Origin of the sequence: Microbacterium sp. 67-17 (genome assembly GCF_001898325.1) — a bacterium.
Classification (GTDB): Bacteria; Actinomycetota; Actinomycetes; order Actinomycetales; family Microbacteriaceae; genus Microbacterium; species Microbacterium schleiferi.
Map to the genome: position 1 here is coordinate 291,960 of NZ_MKTR01000024.1, position 17,547 is coordinate 309,506.

The 17,547-nt window shown below is 65.7% G+C and carries 18 protein-coding genes; all 18 read left to right on the forward strand.

All coding sequences use genetic code 11. The annotated features are described in order from the left end of the window. Positions 1–62 precede the first annotated feature (62 nt). The 18 genes from BGO47_RS11095 (at position 63) to BGO47_RS11180 (ending at position 17,494) form a co-directional block, all read left to right on the forward strand. The gene (locus BGO47_RS11095) at positions 63–719 is read left to right on the forward strand and encodes a hypothetical protein (protein WP_292711913.1); all 657 of its coding nucleotides are present in this window, start codon (positions 63–65) and stop codon (positions 717–719) included. Between the two features lie 39 nt (positions 720–758). Then, on the forward strand, positions 759–1,649 hold the full coding sequence (gene prmC / locus BGO47_RS11100) for a peptide chain release factor N(5)-glutamine methyltransferase (protein WP_292711915.1): 891 nt from the start codon (positions 759–761) through the stop codon (positions 1,647–1,649). Between the two features lie 69 nt (positions 1,650–1,718). Next, the gene (locus BGO47_RS11105; protein ID WP_292711917.1) at positions 1,719–2,429 is read left to right on the forward strand and encodes an L-threonylcarbamoyladenylate synthase; all 711 of its coding nucleotides are present in this window, start codon (positions 1,719–1,721) and stop codon (positions 2,427–2,429) included. After that, on the forward strand, positions 2,426–3,580 hold the full coding sequence (locus tag BGO47_RS11110) for an MraY family glycosyltransferase (protein WP_292711919.1): 1,155 nt from the start codon (positions 2,426–2,428) through the stop codon (positions 3,578–3,580). The genes BGO47_RS11105 and BGO47_RS11110 overlap by 4 nt, the downstream gene beginning before the upstream one ends. Next, positions 3,577–4,044, forward strand: coding sequence for a hypothetical protein (locus BGO47_RS11115; protein ID WP_292711921.1), 468 nt, complete (start codon positions 3,577–3,579; stop codon positions 4,042–4,044). Before BGO47_RS11110 ends, BGO47_RS11115 begins: the two co-directional genes overlap by 4 nt. Positions 4,045–4,210: 166 nt before the next feature. Further along, the gene (atpB, locus tag BGO47_RS11120; protein WP_292711923.1) at positions 4,211–5,002 is read left to right on the forward strand and encodes a F0F1 ATP synthase subunit A; all 792 of its coding nucleotides are present in this window, start codon (positions 4,211–4,213) and stop codon (positions 5,000–5,002) included. 43 nt (positions 5,003–5,045) lie between these two features. After that, on the forward strand, positions 5,046–5,279 hold the full coding sequence (atpE, locus tag BGO47_RS11125) for an ATP synthase F0 subunit C (protein WP_292711925.1): 234 nt from the start codon (positions 5,046–5,048) through the stop codon (positions 5,277–5,279). Positions 5,280–5,307: 28 nt separating this feature from the next. Then, entirely contained in the window at positions 5,308–5,862 is a 555-nt protein-coding gene (locus BGO47_RS11130; protein WP_292711927.1) for a F0F1 ATP synthase subunit B, read from the forward strand. Next, the gene (locus BGO47_RS11135; protein WP_292711929.1) at positions 5,862–6,650 is read left to right on the forward strand and encodes a F0F1 ATP synthase subunit delta; all 789 of its coding nucleotides are present in this window, start codon (positions 5,862–5,864) and stop codon (positions 6,648–6,650) included. Before BGO47_RS11130 ends, BGO47_RS11135 begins: the two co-directional genes overlap by 1 nt. A gap of 72 nt (positions 6,651–6,722) precedes the next feature. Further along, positions 6,723–8,360 (forward strand): F0F1 ATP synthase subunit alpha, encoded by a 1,638-nt coding sequence (atpA, locus tag BGO47_RS11140; protein WP_292711931.1) that lies wholly within the window; start codon positions 6,723–6,725, stop codon positions 8,358–8,360. 22 nt (positions 8,361–8,382) lie between these two features. Continuing rightward, positions 8,383–9,279, forward strand: coding sequence for a F0F1 ATP synthase subunit gamma (locus tag BGO47_RS11145; RefSeq protein WP_292711933.1), 897 nt, complete (start codon positions 8,383–8,385; stop codon positions 9,277–9,279). A gap of 23 nt (positions 9,280–9,302) precedes the next feature. Then, positions 9,303–10,751, forward strand: coding sequence for a F0F1 ATP synthase subunit beta (gene atpD / locus BGO47_RS11150; RefSeq protein WP_292711935.1), 1,449 nt, complete (start codon positions 9,303–9,305; stop codon positions 10,749–10,751). Positions 10,752–10,753: 2 nt separating this feature from the next. Continuing rightward, the gene (locus BGO47_RS11155; protein WP_292711937.1) at positions 10,754–11,014 is read left to right on the forward strand and encodes a F0F1 ATP synthase subunit epsilon; all 261 of its coding nucleotides are present in this window, start codon (positions 10,754–10,756) and stop codon (positions 11,012–11,014) included. Between the two features lie 129 nt (positions 11,015–11,143). Next, positions 11,144–11,929 carry a peroxide stress protein YaaA gene (locus BGO47_RS11160; RefSeq protein ID WP_292711939.1) on the forward strand — a complete coding sequence of 262 codons (786 nt, stop codon included), beginning with the start codon at positions 11,144–11,146 and terminating at the stop codon, positions 11,927–11,929. Positions 11,930–12,004: 75 nt separating this feature from the next. Beyond that, the gene (locus BGO47_RS11165; protein WP_292711941.1) at positions 12,005–12,676 is read left to right on the forward strand and encodes a DUF5684 domain-containing protein; all 672 of its coding nucleotides are present in this window, start codon (positions 12,005–12,007) and stop codon (positions 12,674–12,676) included. A 183-nt stretch (positions 12,677–12,859) separates the two neighbouring features. After that, a complete protein-coding gene (locus BGO47_RS11170) occupies positions 12,860–14,593 on the forward strand; it encodes an ABC transporter ATP-binding protein (protein ID WP_292711942.1) in 1,734 nt (577 codons plus the stop codon). Then, positions 14,590–16,611, forward strand: coding sequence for an ABC transporter ATP-binding protein (locus BGO47_RS11175; protein ID WP_292711944.1), 2,022 nt, complete (start codon positions 14,590–14,592; stop codon positions 16,609–16,611). Before BGO47_RS11170 ends, BGO47_RS11175 begins: the two co-directional genes overlap by 4 nt. Positions 16,612–16,717: 106 nt before the next feature. Beyond that, entirely contained in the window at positions 16,718–17,494 is a 777-nt protein-coding gene (locus BGO47_RS11180) for a protein phosphatase 2C domain-containing protein (protein WP_292711946.1), read from the forward strand. Positions 17,495–17,547: the final 53 nt, after the last annotated feature.

Below are 17,547 nucleotides of genomic sequence, written 5' to 3' on the forward strand. Positions count from 1 at the left end.
AACGCGGGGGGAACCACGTGACGCCGAGCCCGGCGCGCACCCAGGTCGGTAACCATCGAGCCATGAGATCCTCTCGACTTGTTGTCCTCGTTGCTTTCGCTTCTCTCGCTGGTCTCGGGCTGACCGCCTGCAGCAGTGCGCCCCTCGACGACCAGCCGAAGACCGACAAGGTCGAGGAGGCAACGATCGATCCGTCCGTTGAGCTGCCTGAGCCGGGGACGGGCGATGTGTGCATCCTGGATGCGTGGAGCGCAGATCTCCCGGGTCTTGCAGCTCAGATGGAAGCGGACCTCTATGCGGACGACCAGCTCGATGTGCTCGCCGCTGATGTGACGATCGATGGTGAGATCCAGTGGATCTTCGAGGCCGACCACACCTTCCAGTGGGGTGGGCCCGCGACCTTCACCACGTATGTCGCCGACACCGCAGGAATGGAGATGACGGTGTCGCTCGAATATGGCGGAACGGTCACAGGCGCCTGGGTGTACGACAACCCTGAGATGAGTCGCATTATGATCGGCGGGATCGACACATCCCTTCACACCGTCACGCCGACGGTCACGGTCAACGGCGTGCGGATGGACGATCCATCGGTGTTCGACGCGGTCGTCGATGCCGCTCCCGGACCCGGCCCGGTCGAGATCACCTGTGGCGGGGGGAGTCTGCTGACTCAGCCGGCGGGCAGTCCCTTTGTCACGGAGTGGCTGCTTTCGCGCTGAGCTGGGGTGTCAGCGCTCCCTCTAGGCTGAGGGGCGCCCATGGATGCAGATCTGACACACACCAGCCAGCACAAGACAGTCGCAGGCGCCATCTCCGATGCTGCTGAACATCTCGCCCGTGCAGGAGTTCTCGATTCTCGTCGGGATGCCGAGCTTCTCCTCGCGCACGTTCTCGCGGTATCACCTGGCGCAGTCCAGGCAGCGGCCGTGCGAGGCGACACGCTGGAGGAGGCATCCGACGCGCACTACCGGGAGCTGGTCGCTCGACGCGCCTCCCGGGAGCCGCTGCAGCACATCACGGGAAGCGCACCGTTTCGCCACCTCGAGCTGCGTGTCGGCCCGGGCGTTTTCGTGCCGCGACCAGAGACAGAGACTCTCGTGCAGATCGCGCTGGATGCGCTTCTGGCGGCAGCCTCACCGTCGCCGATCGCGATCGACCTCGGCACCGGGTCGGGAGCGATTGCCCTCGCGCTGGCGACCGAGGCTCCGCACGCCCGTGTCTTCGCCGCAGAGAACGCCGTCGATGCCTTCGTGTGGGCCAAGGAGAACTTCGCCCGCGTCGGTGCCCACAACGCCACGCTCGCCTTCATCGATCTCGCCCGCGCGTTTCCCGACCTCGACGGGAAGGTCTCCGTGGTTGTGAGTAATCCGCCGTACGTGCCGGATGCCGCGGTGCCGCGCGATCCCGAAGTGCGGTGGTTCGATCCGCCGACCGCCCTCTACGGCGGGGAAGACGGGCTGGATGTCGTCAGGCAGGTCAGCGCGACAGCGCTGCGATTGGCTCACCCCGGCGCGCTCGTGGCCATCGAGCACGGCGAGAGTCAGGGCGCGGCGATCCGGGAGCTCCTGGTGGCTGACGGATGGCGAGCGCCCGCGACCCACATGGATCTCACGCGCCGCGATCGGGTCACTACCGCGCTGCATCCGTAACCGCTCGCGCTTCCTGCAACGGCCGCCGCTTCCCGGAACGGCCCGTGGCTTCCGTAGACTGAGCAGGCCATGTCCGACATCTTCGACTGCCGTGACGATGCCCAGCTCTTGCCCGGCATGCGACAGGCGCGCCAAGCGATCGGCCGGGGTGCCCTTGTCGTCATCCCCACCGACACCGTGTACGGGGTAGCCGCCGACGCGTTCAGCGCTGCCGCAGTGCAGCGGTTGCTGGATGCCAAGGGCCGCACCCGTGAATCGCCGCCGCCCGTGCTCGTGGCGGGAACAACCATGGTGCGCGCACTCGTTGCCGACCTGCCCGAGCCGATCGAGCGACTCATCGAAAGGTTCTGGCCCGGCGGATTGACGATCGTGCTGCCCGCTCAGCCCTCGTTGACGTGGGACTTGGGGGAGACCCGCGGCACGGTCGCGGTTCGCATGCCCGATCACCGCATCGCCCTCGAACTCATCGAAGAGACCGGTCCGCTCGCGGTCTCGAGCGCGAACCTGACCGGTGAGGCCGCCGCCGTCGACGTGCTCAGCGCACACCAGATGCTCGGTGACCGGATCGATGTCTACCTGGATTCGGGTCCCGTCGCCACCGGAGTTCCCTCGACGATCCTCGACGCCACGGGACTCGCTCGACGCGAGCGCGGAGCGGCGCGCATCCTTCGTGTCGGCGCGGTGACGGCTGATGAGATCCGTGAGGTGATCGGCGATCTGCTCGATGACCCCGCTGCACCGCCTGTGGACACGGATGCCGACGACACCGGATCCGCGTGAAGCAGTACCTGTTCGTCGTCATCCTGACCGCGACCATCACCCTCGTGCTGGCGTGGGCGGTGTGGCAGTTGAGCATGCGCTACAAGCTCTACCCCGGCATCCGGGAGCGCGACGTCCACAAGACACCGACGCCGCGCCTAGGCGGGGTCGCCATGTATCTCGGTATCGTCGCTGCATTCCTCGCATCGTCGCAGCATCCCTTCTTCTCGATTTTCTGGGCGGACCCCGCGGCCGTGTGGGCGATCCTCGGCGCCACGACACTCATCGTGCTCGTCGGTGTCGCCGACGACATCTGGGACCTCGACTGGATGATCAAACTCGGCGCGCAGTTCGCTGCCGCGGGAATCATCGCGTGGTTCGGCAAGCTGCAGATCCTCTCGCTTCCGATCGGCGGGCTGACGGTCGGCTCGAGTTGGATGAGCTTCGTGCTGACGGTCTTGTCGATCGTGATCGTCATGAACGCGGTCAACTTCATCGACGGACTCGATGGTCTTGTCGCCGGTGTCGCCCTCATCGCCAATGGCGTCTTCTTCGCGTACTCGTACCTGCTCGTCCGTGACGCCGGAGCAACCACCTACTTCAACCTGGCATCCTTCATCGCGGCAGCGCTCATCGGGGCGTGTATCGGATTTCTTCCACTGAACTGGACGCCCGCGAAGCTCTTCATGGGAGACAGCGGAGCACTCATGCTGGGCCTGCTGATGGCTGTGTCGGCGATCGCGATCACCGGTCAGATCACCCCGTCGCAACTCGATCCCGACAACTTCGGCAGGTCCCAGCTGCTCGGTGCATTCATCCCGATCCTGCTGCCGATCACGATCGTGCTGCTGCCGCTGCTCGATTTCGGTCTCGCGATCATCCGTCGTGTCGGGGCCGGGAAGTCGCCGTTCTCGCCGGACCGCAAGCACCTGCACCACCGGATGCTCGACATGGGCCACAGCGATCGCACTGCCGTCCTGATCTTCTATGCGTGGACCGCGATCATCGGCCTGGCCATGCTGCTGATGTACATCGGAACCGCATCCGACTGGCCGGGGGAGTACCTCCTCGGCGTCGGGTTCGGCGTCATCGGCGCTATCGCCTGCCTCGTCGTCACCCTCATGCCCCCGGGGCGTCGCCCCGACCCCGTCATCGCCCAGGAGGCCTCGTGAGCACCGTGTCCAGCACCCCGATCCTGCGTACGACGGTGATCTGGTCGGCGATCGTGACCGGCGCACTCGCCGTGGTCGGTGCCGTCGTGGGCTACCTCGTCGCCGCTGAGTCGGGGTTGTGGAGCGCGCTGCTCGGTGTGCTGCTTGCCGCGGTTTTCCTCGGGATCACGAGTATCAGCATCCTGATCGCCAACCGGTGGTTCGGAACCGACCTGTATGTGCCGATCTTCTTCGGCATCGTGCTGGGCGGCTGGCTGCTGAAGTTCATCGTGTTTCTGGTCGTACTGTTCGTCGTGCGTGACCAGCCCTGGGTCAACGAGATGGTGTTCTTCCTCGCCATGGTTGCGGGCATCCTCGCCTCGCTCGCCGTTGATGTCATCGTGCTGACCCGGATGCGGTTGCCCTACGCGAGCGACACGAAACTGCCCACCGCGGATCCCGACGACACCTCCGTAAGGGAGTGACGCGGCGCCGGCACCCCTCCGGGTTTGCTAATGTGGTCTTGCGCCCGCCCGTTCGCCTGACGAGCGCTGCCGGGATCGCCAAACTCATCGCCCATCGTCGCAACGGCTTATCCCCGGTGCCCCGAAGCTGGAGCCAGCGCTGTTTACTCAAGCTGCGAGCCTTATCGTGTCCACTGCCGAAGATGGCGGGGGATTCCACGGACCATCCGTCGATGAGTTCTTCCCGGAGCCGATCTTCCACCTGTTCGGGATCGAGGCGCTCGCGGTTACGCGAATCACCCTGATCCAGTTCGCTGCGACGATCGCGATCGTCCTGATCTTCTGGCTGGGCACGCGCCGCATGCGGGTCGTGCCGGGTCGCTTCCAGAGCCTGGTCGAGATGGGCCTGGACTTCGTACGGGTGAACATCGCCGAGGATCTGCTGGGCAAGAAGGACGGCCAGCGGTTCCTGCCGATCCTCACGACGATGTTCTTCATGATCCTGTTCATGAACATCACGGGAATCATTCCGTTCATGAACATCGCGGGGACGAGCGTGATCGCCGTGCCGCTGGTTCTCGCGATCATCAGCTACGTGACGTTCATCTACGCCGGCATTCGCAAGAGCCCGAAGAACTTCTTCAAGAACTCGCTGTTCCCCTCGGGCGTGCCGTGGCCGATCTACATCATCGTCACCCCGATCGAGCTGATCTCGACCTTCATCATCCGTCCGGTGACGCTGACTCTTCGACTCCTCATGAACATGATGGTCGGTCACCTGCTGCTCGTCCTCTTCTTCGCAGCGACGCAGTTCTTCCTCTTCGACCTCGGCGGCTGGTGGTCGGCTCTGGCAGCTGGCAGCCTCGCCTTCGGGTTCGTCTTCACTCTGTTCGAAATCCTGGTGGCCGTCCTCCAGGCCTACGTCTTCGCCCTCCTCACCGCGGTTTACATCCAGCTCGCGGTGGCGGAAGAGCACTAAGCGGGTCGGCCCGAAAGCCGCCCTCAACCGAAAGGAAAAATCCGTGGACGCAACTACGGTTCTCGCCCAGGTATCCGGCAACGTCGCGACGATGGGCTACGGCCTTGCCGCCATCGGCCCGGCCATCGGCGTGGGCATCGTCGTCGGCAAGACGATCGAGGGCGTTGCCCGCCAGCCCGAGCTGGCCGGTCGCCTGCAGGTGCTGATGTGGATCGGTATCGCCTTCACCGAGGCGCTGGCGTTCATCGGTATCGCCACTTACTTCATCTTCGTCTGATCCGACTCACCAGCCTTAAGGAGACAGGATGCTCACGGCTCTTGTCACGTATGCCGCCGAAGAGGGGGCTGCGCACAACCCCCTCATCCCGGCGTGGTACGACATCATCTGGTCGTCGGTGTGCTTCATCGTCATCCTCGTGCTGTTCTGGCTGTACGCCCTCCCGCGGATGAAGAAGCTGCTCGACGAGCGATCAGCGGCGATCGAAGGCAACATTGCGAAGGCCGACGAGGCACAGCGCAAGGCGGAGGCTGCCCTCGAGGAGTACACCGCGCAGCTGGCTGACGCCCGCCGCGAGGCCGGCGAGATCCGCGACGCCGCCCGCGAGGACGGCAAGAAGATCGTCGCAGAAGCCAAGGAGACCGCGTCTGCCGAGGCCACGCGCCTCACAGCTGCCGCGCACGCGCAGATCGACGCCGAGCGCCAGACGGCGTTCGTGTCGCTGCGCAGCGAAGTGGGCACCCTCGCCCTCGACCTCGCCGGCGGCGTGATCGGTGAGACGCTGTCGGACGACGCCAAGGCCAAGGCCGTGGTCGACCGGTTCCTTGCCGACCTCGAGGCATCCGAGACGGCGGCCAAGTAATGGGCAGCGCGACGAATCAGGCGCTCGCGGAAACGACCGCGGCGCTGGCTGCGGCTCGTGGCGTCGACCTGACCGTCGCCCGCGAGCTGTTCGTTGCCGCGCGTGAGCTCGGTCAGACCTCGCAGCTCAGCGGTGCGCTGGCCGACTCGGCAGCTGCTCCCGCGGCTCGCGCGAAGGTGATCACTGATGTCTTCGGTCCGTCGATGGCACCGGCGACTGTCGGCTTGCTCACTAACGCCGTAACACAGCGGTGGTCGTCGGCATCCGATCTCATCGATGGCATCGAGGAGCTCGCCGTCCGCGCCGCCACCATCGCGTCGGACGCTGACGTCGAGTCCGAGCTGTTCGAGTTCTCCCGCACGGTCGCGGCGAACCCCGAACTCGAACTCGCGCTCGGGAGCCGCCTCGGTGATGCCGCAGCGAAGGGTGACCTGGTCGCGAAGCTCCTGACCGGGCGGGCGAGCGAAGCGACGGTCCTGGTCGCATCCTCGCTCGTGCAGCAGCCGCGCGAACGCCGCGTACGTCAGCTGTTGTCGCGTGCGATCCGCATCGTCGCCGACGAACGCGGCCGCGCTGTCGCCACCGTCACCGCAGCGGCAGCGCTGAGCACGGAACAGGCGAGCCGCCTCACCGAGCTGCTCAGCCGTCGCTACGGCACCAAGATCTCCCTGAACACCGTGATCGACCCGACGGTGGTCGGTGGCCTGCGTGTGCAGATCGCCGATGACGTCATCGACATGAGCGTTTCCTCCCGGCTCGCAGACCTCCGTCAGCGACTGGCCGGCTAACGACACCGCCGACAGGCGCAGACTTCGGGTCCGACGCACGGAACCCGAGAAGGACCTTAACGAAGGAAGACCATGGCAGAACTCTCCATCAGCCCCGACGTCATCCGTGACGCGCTGAAAGACTTCGTCGCGGCCTACGAGCCCTCCGGGGCAGCGGCCAACGAGGTCGGCACCGTCATCGACGCCGCCGACGGCATCGCCCATGTCGAGGGTCTCCCCGGCGTCATGGCCAACGAACTGGTGACCTTCGCCGACGGCACGCAGGGTCTGGCCCTGAACCTCGACGAGCACGAGATCGGTGTCGTCGTGCTCGGTGACTTCGCCGGCATCGAGGCGGGTCAGCAGGTCACGCGTACCGGCGAGGTGCTCTCGGTCCCGGTCGGCGACGGCTACCTCGGCCGCGTCGTCGACCCGTTGGGTAACCCGATCGACGGTCTCGGCGAGGTTGCCACCGAAGGTCGCCGCGCTCTGGAGCTGCAGGCGCCGGGCGTCATGCAGCGCAAGAGCGTGCACGAGCCCATGCAGACCGGCATCAAGGCGATCGACGCGATGATCCCCGTCGGCCGCGGTCAGCGCCAGCTCATCATCGGCGACCGCCAGACCGGCAAGACGGCGATTGCGATCGACACGATCATCAACCAGAAGGACAACTGGGCGTCGGGCGACGTGAACAAGCAGGTGCGATGCATCTACGTCGCCATCGGCCAGAAGGGCTCGACGATCGCCGCCGTGAAGGGTGCGCTCGAGGATGCCGGTGCCATGGAGTACACGACCATCGTCGCCGCTCCCGCATCCGACCCCGCGGGCTTCAAGTACCTGGCTCCCTACACCGGTTCCGCCATCGGCCAGCACTGGATGTACGGCGGCAAGCACGTCCTGATCATCTTCGATGACCTCTCGAAGCAGGCTGAGGCCTATCGTGCGGTGTCGCTGCTGCTTCGCCGCCCGCCGGGCCGCGAAGCCTACCCCGGCGACGTCTTCTACCTGCACTCGCGTCTGCTCGAGCGTTGCGCGAAGCTCTCCGACGAGCTGGGCGCAGGCTCCATGACGGGTCTTCCGATCATCGAGACCAAGGCCAACGACGTGTCGGCGTACATCCCGACGAACGTGATCTCGATCACCGACGGCCAGATCTTCCTGCAGTCCGACCTCTTCAACGCCAACCAGCGTCCCGCTGTCGACGTGGGTATCTCGGTCTCGCGCGTCGGTGGTGACGCTCAGGTCAAGTCCATCAAGAAGGTCTCGGGAACGCTCAAGCTCGAGCTTGCCCAGTACCGCTCACTCGAGGCCTTCGCGATGTTCGCGAGCGACCTGGATGCGGCATCCCGTCGCCAGCTCGCCCGCGGTGCGCGTCTGACCGAGCTGCTCAAGCAGCCGCAGTACTCGCCGTACCCCGTTGAGGAGCAGGTCGTCTCGATCTGGGCCGGCACCAACGGCAAGCTCGACACGATCGAGGTCGAGGACGTGCTGCCGTTCGAGCGCGAGCTGCTGGACTTCCTGCGCCGCAACACGACGATCCTCGACCGTCTTCGCGAGACCAACGTGCTGGATGACGACACTGTCGCCGAGCTCGAGAAGGTCGTTGACGACTTCGTACTGGAGTTCCGCTCCGGCAAGGGTCAGGCGATCTCCAAGCCCGGCCACGAAGAGGTCGGCGCCGCGCAGGCCGAGGACGTCAACCAGGAGAAGATCGTCAAGGGCCGCCACTAAGGGCGCGCGAGGGCGATAAACCATGGGTGCACAACTCCGGGTCTACAAGCAGAAGATCTCTTCTGCCCAGACGACCAAGAAGATCACGAAGGCGATGGAACTCATCGCGGCTTCGCGCATTCAGAAGGCGATGGGTCGCGTGCGGGCGTCAGCTCCGTTCGCTCGCGCGGTAACCCGCGCGGTGTCGGCGGTTGCCACGCACTCGAACGTTGATCACCCGCTGACGACCGAACGCGAGGTCATCCGGCGCTCGGCCGTGGTGATCTTCGCTTCCGACCGTGGACTTGCCGGCGCGTTCAACTCGCAGATCCTCCGCGAGGGCCTGGAGCTTGCACAGCTGCTGCGCGAGCAGGGTAAGGAGCCGGTGTTCTACCTCGTCGGCCGCAAGGCCGTCGGGTACTTCCAGTTCCGCAAGATGGCAAGCGCGGGGCAGTGGACGGGCGACACCGACACGCCGCACTTCCACACCGCGGAAGAGATCGCGGCAGCCTTGCTGGATGCGTACGACCGTGGCGGCAACGAGGGCGGCGTCGATGAGATCCACCTCGTCTACAACCGCTTCGTCAGCATGATGACCCAGAGCCCCGAGCAGGTTCGACTGCTGCCGCTCGAGGTCGTCGAGGCCGAGGAGTCGGCATCCGCCCAGGTGTATCCGCTGTACGAGTTCGAGCCGGACGCCGAAACCGTGCTCAACCAGCTGCTGCCGGTGTACATCCAGAGCCGCGTCTTCAACGCTCTCCTGCAGTCGTCTGCCGCAAAGCACGCCGCGACGCAGAAGGCGATGAAGTCCGCGAGTGACAACGCCGACAAGCTCATCACCGACTACACCCGCCTGCGCAACAACGCGCGACAGGCCGAGATCACGCAGCAGATCGCCGAGATCGTCGGCGGCGCCGACGCTCTGGCGTCGGGCAAGTAGACCTGACACGAAAGAGAATGACCATGACTCCCACCGCAACCGCCGAGAAGACCGCGGTCGTCGGCCGCGTCGCGCGCGTCACCGGCCCTGTCGTCGACATCGAGTTCCCGCATGACTCGATCCCCGACATCTACAACGCGCTGACCACCACGATCACGATCGATGGCGAGTCCAGCGAGCTGACCCTCGAGGTCGCGCAGCACCTGGGCGACGACCTCATCCGCGCCATCGCGCTCAAGCCCACCGACGGTGTCGTTCGTGGTCAGGAAGTCCGTGACACGGGCGGCCCGATCTCGGTGCCGGTGGGCGACGTGACCAAGGGCCACGTGTTCAACGTCACCGGCGAGGTCCTCAACGCCGAGCCGGGCGAGAAGATCGAGATCACCGAGCGGTGGGGCATCCACCGCAAGGCTCCGGCCTTCGACCAGCTCGAGTCCAAGACGACGATGTTCGAGACCGGCATCAAGGTCATCGACCTGCTGACCCCCTACGTGCAGGGTGGAAAGATCGGCCTCTTCGGTGGTGCCGGCGTCGGCAAGACCGTCCTCATCCAGGAGATGATCCAGCGCGTCGCGCAGGACCACGGTGGTGTGTCGGTGTTCGCCGGTGTCGGTGAGCGTACCCGTGAGGGCAACGACCTCATCCACGAGATGGAGGACGCCGGGGTCTTCGACAAGACCGCGCTCGTGTTCGGTCAGATGGACGAGCCGCCGGGGACCCGCCTTCGCGTGGCGCTGTCGGCCCTGACGATGGCCGAGTACTTCCGTGATGTCCAGAAGCAGGACGTGCTGCTGTTCATCGACAACATCTTCCGCTTCACGCAGGCAGGTTCCGAGGTCTCGACGCTGCTCGGCCGTATGCCCTCCGCCGTGGGTTACCAGCCGAACCTCGCCGACGAGATGGGTGTGCTCCAGGAGCGCATCACCTCGACGCGTGGTCACTCCATCACGTCGCTCCAGGCAATCTACGTGCCCGCTGACGACTACACCGACCCGGCGCCGGCGACCACCTTCGCCCACCTGGATGCGACCACCGAGCTCTCGCGTGCGATCGCCTCGCGCGGTCTGTACCCCGCGGTTGACCCGCTGACCTCGACCAGCCGCATCCTCGACCCGCGCTACGTCGGTGAAGACCACTACCGTGTGGCGACCGCCGTCAAGCAGATCCTGCAGAAGAACCAGGAACTGCAGGAGATCATCGCGATCCTCGGTGTCGACGAGCTCTCCGAAGAGGACAAGGTCGTCGTGTCGCGTGCGCGCCGGATCCAGCAGTTCCTCTCGCAGAACACCTACATGGCCAAGAAGTTCACCGGTGTCGAGGGCTCCACGGTCCCGATCAAGGAGACGATCGAGTCCTTCGACGCGATCGTCAAGGGTGACTTCGACCACGTCGCCGAGCAGGCGTTCTTCAACGTCGGTGGCATCTCGGACGTCGAGGAGCGCTGGGCGCAGATCCAGAAGGAGAACGGCTGATCATGCCGCTGCACGTCAGCCTCGTCTCTGCCGACGCCGAAGTGTGGTCGGGGGAGGCATCCCTCGTGGTCGCCAAGACCGTCGAGGGTGAGATCGGCTTCATGACCGGACACGAACCGGTTCTCGCGATTCTCGCCGAGGGTCAGGTCCGCATCACCAAGGATGACGGCAGCAAAGTCGTCGCGAACGCGCAAGACGGCTTCCTCTCGATCGAGGGCGATGTCGTCACGATCGTGGCCGGCAACGCCGCTCTCGTCGCCTGACACCAGCATCCGCCCCAGCGCTCGGCCTCGGCCGCATCGCACGGGCGTAGGAAGAATCGCCGAGGTAGGACGAGTGCATCGTCATCCGTCCTCCCTCGGCGATTTCGCCGTTCTCGGTGGGGTGCATCCGTGCTGATTTTGTTGCCGCCGTCGGAGACGAAGCGGGCTGGTGGCGCGGGGGTTCCGTGGGATGCATCCCGTCTGGCCCTTCCCGAGCTGACGCCGATCCGCGAATCGGTCATCGAGGCGCTGGTCGCGCTCAGCGATGACCCCGATGCTGCGGCACGGGCGCTGAAGCTCGGCCCGAAGCAGCGCGGTGAGATCGAGGTGAATCGTGCGCTGCGCACGTCGTCGACAATGCCAGCGATCGACCGGTACACGGGGGTGCTTTTCGACGCTCTGGATGCCGCGAGTCTGGACGCCCCTGCGAGGCAGTGGCTCGGCGAGCATGTCCTGATCCATTCCGCGCCCTTCGGGCCGGTCGGTGCTCTGGACCCCATTCCGTCGTACCGGCTGGGTGCTGGCATCCGTCTTCCCGGTCTCGCATCGCAGCGTCAGCTCTGGGCCGGTCCCGTCGCGGCAGCGCTCGACCGTTACGCCCGCGGGTTCGTGCTTGACCTGAGGTCCGAAGCCTACGTCGCACTCGGGGCTGCGCCCGCCAAGCGGAGCGCATACGTGCGAGTTCTGACGCGGGCAGTGCACGGGCAGACACGAGCTCTCAATCACTTCAACAAGAACGCGAAGGGGCGACTCACCCGCGCTCTCGCGGAATCCGGCGCCGACCTGTCGGACGCGGCACAGTTCATGGAATGGGCCAGCGGCGCCGGATTCGAGACGGACCGCGACGGCGACGCCATAGCGCTGATCGTGCCTCATGCTGAGAATCTGCTGACAGCGGCGCCCAAGGATCGCTAGCATGAACGCAACGGGCGAGTGCCCCGTCACGCACCAGCTCGAGGTGCGGGTCCTGACCGTTCGGGAGGAACGTTCATGTTCGAACAGGTAGGCGCGTCAGTCGTCTATTACAACGATGGCGGGTCGATCGGCTTGCTGATCTTCCTCGTCTTTTTCTGGATCATCTTCGCTGCTGCCGGCTACGTCCTCACGTCGTTCTTCCTGATGCGGGTCTTCGACAAGGCCGGTGTGCAGGGCAAGTGGCGTGCGTGGGTGCCGATCTACAACGGCATGATCTTCCTGAAGCTCGGCGACCTCAGCCCGTGGCTGCTTCTCTACGCCATCGGCGCGTCGATTCTGCTGGGCTGGATTCCGGTCGTCGGCCAGCTCATCCTGCTCGCGACCTTCATCCTGACGCTGATGGCGGCGTGGCGTGTGGGACTGAAGCTGCAGAAGGAAGCCGTGTGGCTCATCCTCTACTTCTTCCTCTCGATCGTGTGGCTCGGTATCGCCGCCTTCGATAAGTCGCGCTGGAACACGGCGATCCCCGCCGCCCCGTGGGCCGGCAATGGATTCCTGGGCGATCGCACGAACTGGGAGGGTATCCCCTCGCAGGTCCCTGCCGGTGGCTACCCGGCCAACCCCGCCACCAGCCCGGCCCCCGGCTATGCAGCACCTCCGGCGCCTCCGACGGGCTACGCTCCTCCCGCCGCGCAGCCGCCGGCAAGCCCCGAGCCGCCCGCGGCTCCGGACGAGCCCAAGGCCTGATCCGGCTTGGCACAGAGGCCCCCACCGCACGGTGGGGGCCTCTTGCACGTTCGCGGCTGCGTTCTTGGACGTTCGCTGACGGCGCACCCGAGTGATTTGCCTGCCGCCGGATGCCGGGCGTAGCGTCAGCGAGGACGTGTCAGCGGGGAGCCGACCGTCCGTTTCCGGTGGAAGGAACTCCTCGTGCTTTGGACCCTCCTGGTGCGGTATCTCCGACCCGCGTGGCCGCTGATCATCGCCGTCATCGTCTTTCAGCTCGCCCAGTCGATCGCGTCACTGCTGCTGCCGACCTTGAACGCTGACATCATCGACAACGGCGTGGTGACCGGCGACATCGGTTACATCTGGTCGACCGGCGGTCTCATGCTCGTCATCTCACTCGTACAGGTCGTCTGCGCGGTCATCGCCGTGTACTTCGGGTCTCGGCTCGCCATGGGAATGGGTAAGAACCTGCGCGCCGACGTCTTCCACCGCGTCGTCGCGTTCTCGCAGCGCGAGGTGGGGAACTTCGGCGCGCCTTCGCTCATCACCCGCAACACCAACGACGTCCAGCAGGTTCAGATGCTGGTGCAGGTCTCCGCGACGCTGATGGTCTCGGCTCCCATGCTCGCGATCGGTGGAGTCATCATGGCGATTCGCCAGGACCCGGGCCTGTCGTGGCTCATGGCGGTGGCCGTGCCGGTGCTGTTGATCCTGGTCTCACTCATCGTGGTGCGGATGGTTCCCGCGTTCACGGTCATGCAGCAGCGGATCGACCGCGTCAACCAGATCATGCGCGAGCAGCTCACCGGCATCCGAGTCGTTCGCGCCTTCGTCCGCGAAGACCACGAACGTCAGCGCTTCGATGTCGCGAGCCGGGATGTCATGGCGACCGGACTTCGCGCGGGCAACCTCATGGCGCTGATGTTTCCCGTCGTCATGCTCGTGCTGAACATCTCGAGCGTTGCGGTGATCTGGTTCGGCGCCTTCCAGGTGCAAAACGACGGCGTCGAGATCGGAACGTTGTTCGCTTTCCTCACCTACATCATGCAGATCCTCATGGGAGTCATGATGGCGACCTTCATGTTCGTCATGATTCCGCGCGCCGCGGTCTGTGCAAAGCGGATCGGTGAAGTCCTCGATACGGACCCCTCGGTCGAGCCGCCCGCAGAGGCTGTCACCGCGCCGACGCCTCGCGGCAGGGTCGAGTTCTCCCACGTCGACTTCGCATACCCGGGTGCGCAGGATGCGGTGCTTCACGACATCACGTTCACCGTCGAGCCGGGCACGACGACAGCGATCATCGGATCGACCGGGTCGGGTAAGTCGACGCTCATCGGGCTTGTGCCGCGCTTGTTCGATGTGACGGCGGGGGAGGTGCGCGTCGACGGCGTCGACGTGCGCTCTTACGATCCCGATGACCTCTGGGCGCGGATCGGGCTGGTTCCGCAGCGGGCATTCCTGTTCTCCGGAACGGTCGCGTCGAATCTGCGCTACGGGAATGCCGCCGCCGACGACCCGAGCCTGTGGCGTGCTCTCGAGCTCGCCCAGGCCCGTTCCTTCGTCGAGGCCTTCCCCCTCGGGCTCGAGGCACCGATCGCGCAGGGAGGCACGAACGTCTCGGGTGGGCAGCGACAGCGCCTCGCGATAGCACGAGCGCTCGTCAAGAACCCGCCGATCTTCATTTTCGACGACTCGTTCTCGGCCCTCGATCTGCGAACGGACGCCGCGCTTCGCCGTGCTCTCGACACGGAGCTTCCCGACGCTACCCGGTTGGTCGTCGCCCAGCGCGTCTCGACGATTCAGCACGCCGATCAGATCGTGGTGCTCGACCACGGTCGGATCGTCGGCATCGGGAGACATGAGGACCTCGTGGAGACCTGCGAGACCTATCGCGAGATCGTTGATTCCCAGCTCTCGGCGGAGGCTGCAGCATGAGCGCGCCACGCCCCGCTGCAGGTGCGGCTCCCGCGCGCGGCCCGATGGGCGGTGGCCCCATGGGACGCGGGATAGGAATGCCCGTCCAGAAGGCTCAAAACTTCGGCGCGAGCGCGAAGCGCCTGCTCGCGCATCTGCGCCGGGAGAACGCGCTGCTCATCCTGGTCATCGTGTTGGGCGTGTTCTCGGTCGCGCTGTCGGTGATCGGACCGAAGCTCCTGGGGGAGGGCACCAACCTCGTCTTCGCCGGGTTCGTCTCGCTGCAGTTCTCGGATGTTCCCCCGGGAACCACACAGCAGCAGATCATGGACCAGCTGACTGCGAACGGTCAGCAGGAGCAGGCTGACCTCCTCTCGACGATGACCTTCACCCCGGGCGCCGGTATCGACTTCACTGCACTCGGCCAACTCTTGCTGCTCGTGCTCGCCGTGTATGTGGGCGCGAGTGTGTTCGGATGGCTGCAGGCTCGCATCCTGAACGGCGTCGTCCAACGCGCGATGCACCGGCTGCGCATCGAAGTGGAGGAGAAGATCCACCGCCTGCCGCTGTCGTACTTCGACCGGGTGCAGCGCGGCGAGCTGCTAAGCCGCGTCACCAACGACGTCGACAATATCGGTCAAAGCCTGCAGCAGACACTGTCGCAGGTCGTCATCTCGCTCCTGACCGTGATCGGCGTGCTGGTCATGATGTTCGTGATCTCGCCGCTGCTGGCAGTGATCGCACTCGTGACGATTCCGCTCACGATTGTCGTGACGGTCCTGGTCGCCCGCCGCTCCCAGGCACTGTTCGTCACCCAGTGGCGTGCGACCGGCGTTCTGAACGCCCGAGTCGAGGAGACCTTCTCGGGGCATTCGGTGGTGAAGGTCTTCGGCCACCAGCGTGAGGCCGAAACCGACTTCGCCGCCGAGAACGACGAGGTCTACCGCGCGAGCTTCGGGGCACAGTTCCTGTCCGGCATCATCATGCCCGCGATGATGTTCATCGGGAACCTCGTCTACGTCGCCATCGCGGTCGTCGGTGGGCTGCAGGTTGCCGGGGGGCTGCTCTCGATCGGAGACGTGCAGGCCTTCATCCAGTACTCGCGACAGTTCACGCAGCCGCTCAGCCAGCTCGGCTCCATGGCGAACCTGCTGCAGTCGGGGGTGGCAAGTGCCGAGCGGGTGTTCGAGCTGCTGGACGAGCCCGAGCAGTCAGACGATCCGGAGCCTGCCGAGACCGTTCCGGCCGACGCGAGCACCCTCGAGTTCCGCGACGTCTCGTTCCGCTATGTCGCGGACACGCCGCTCATCGACGACCTGAGCCTGCGCGCCGCATCCGGAAGCACGGTCGCTATCGTCGGGCCCACCGGAGCGGGAAAGACAACGCTCGTCAACCTCGTCATGCGCTTCTACGACGTGGATGAGGGCGGCATCCTGCTCGACACCGGAGCGGGCCTTCCAGGCGGTGGCCTCGATACGCGACGGATGACGCGCGATGACCTACGGGCGCGCACCGGCATGGTGCTGCAGGACACGTGGCTGTTCGCGGGCACGATTCGCGAGAACATCGCCTACGGGAGGCCGGACGCGAGCGAGGAAGAGCTGGTGGCGGCAGCCTCGGCGGCATACGTCGACCGATTCGTCCACGCCCTGCCGGACGGATACGACACCGTGCTCGATGACGAGGCGACGAACCTCTCGGTCGGTGAGCGCCAGCTCGTCACGATCGCGCGCGCGTTCCTCGCGGATCCCCGCATCCTGATTCTCGATGAGGCCACCTCGTCGGTGGACACCCGCACGGAGCTGCTGATCCAGCGCGCGATGTCTCGCCTGCGGCGTGACCGCACCTCGTTCGTCATCGCACACCGTCTCTCGACGATTCGGGATGCCGACCTCATCCTGGTCATGGAGAGCGGCGCGATCGTCGAACAGGGGACCCACGAGGAGCTGCTGCGTGCGCGGGGGGCCTACTGGTCGCTCTACAACGCACAGTTCGAGGCTCCCGCCGATGAGGGTGCCGAAAACACCGCGAACGGATGACGGCGCGTCCCCGGCACGGTATGTCCGCGCTCGGGACCTGACGTTCGATTAGGATGTGACGGTCGGCGCCTGGCGCCGATACCGACAACGACGAGGAAAGGGTCGCGTGGCCGAGGTTTCCGCCCATTCCCGCACCGTTGACCTGGCACGCGATCGCCTCGAGCTCGCGTGGGCAGCGGTGACAGATACCGGCCGTCGGCGTGAGGTCAATCAAGATGCCGTCCTCGCGGAATATCCGCTGTTCGTCGTCGCCGACGGAATGGGCGGTCACATCGGCGGTGAGATTGCCAGCGCGAGCGCTGTCGAACGCCTTCACGCGGTCGCCGACACCGGCTCGGTCTCCACCAAAGCGATCGAGAAGGCCCTCGCGCGCGCTGTCAAAGACATCGCCGCTCGCCCGGAAGCGACTGACGAGGCCACCGGAACGACCGTGACCGGGCTGTTTTTGGATGTCTCGGGAGCCGAGGCATCCTGGGTTGCCCTCAACATCGGCGACTCGCGTGTGTACCTGCTACGTGATGGCGCCATCGTCCAGGTCACGACAGACCACTCGGTCGTGCAGGAGCTCATCGCCTCGGGGCGGTTGAGTCCGGAAGAGGCCGAGAACCACCCGTACGGCAACGTCATCACTCGGGCTCTCGGGCCGAGCGAGAGCGTCACGCCCGACTACGTCCGTCTCGATGTCGTCGACGGCGACAGATTCGTCATCTGCTCCGACGGACTGACCAAGGAACTCACCGACTTCGGCATCCAGCACTTCCTCGTGGAGCACCCCGAGCCGGCTGCGGCGGTCGAGGCGATGCTGGATGCCGCGCTCGAGAACGGCGGACGCGACAACATCTCGATCGTCGTCGTGAACGTCGCTCGCGTCCCCGGCTCCTGAGGTTCCGCTCCTCCCCAGCATCGCGTTTCTCGTCGGTCGCCCAGGACGGCGGG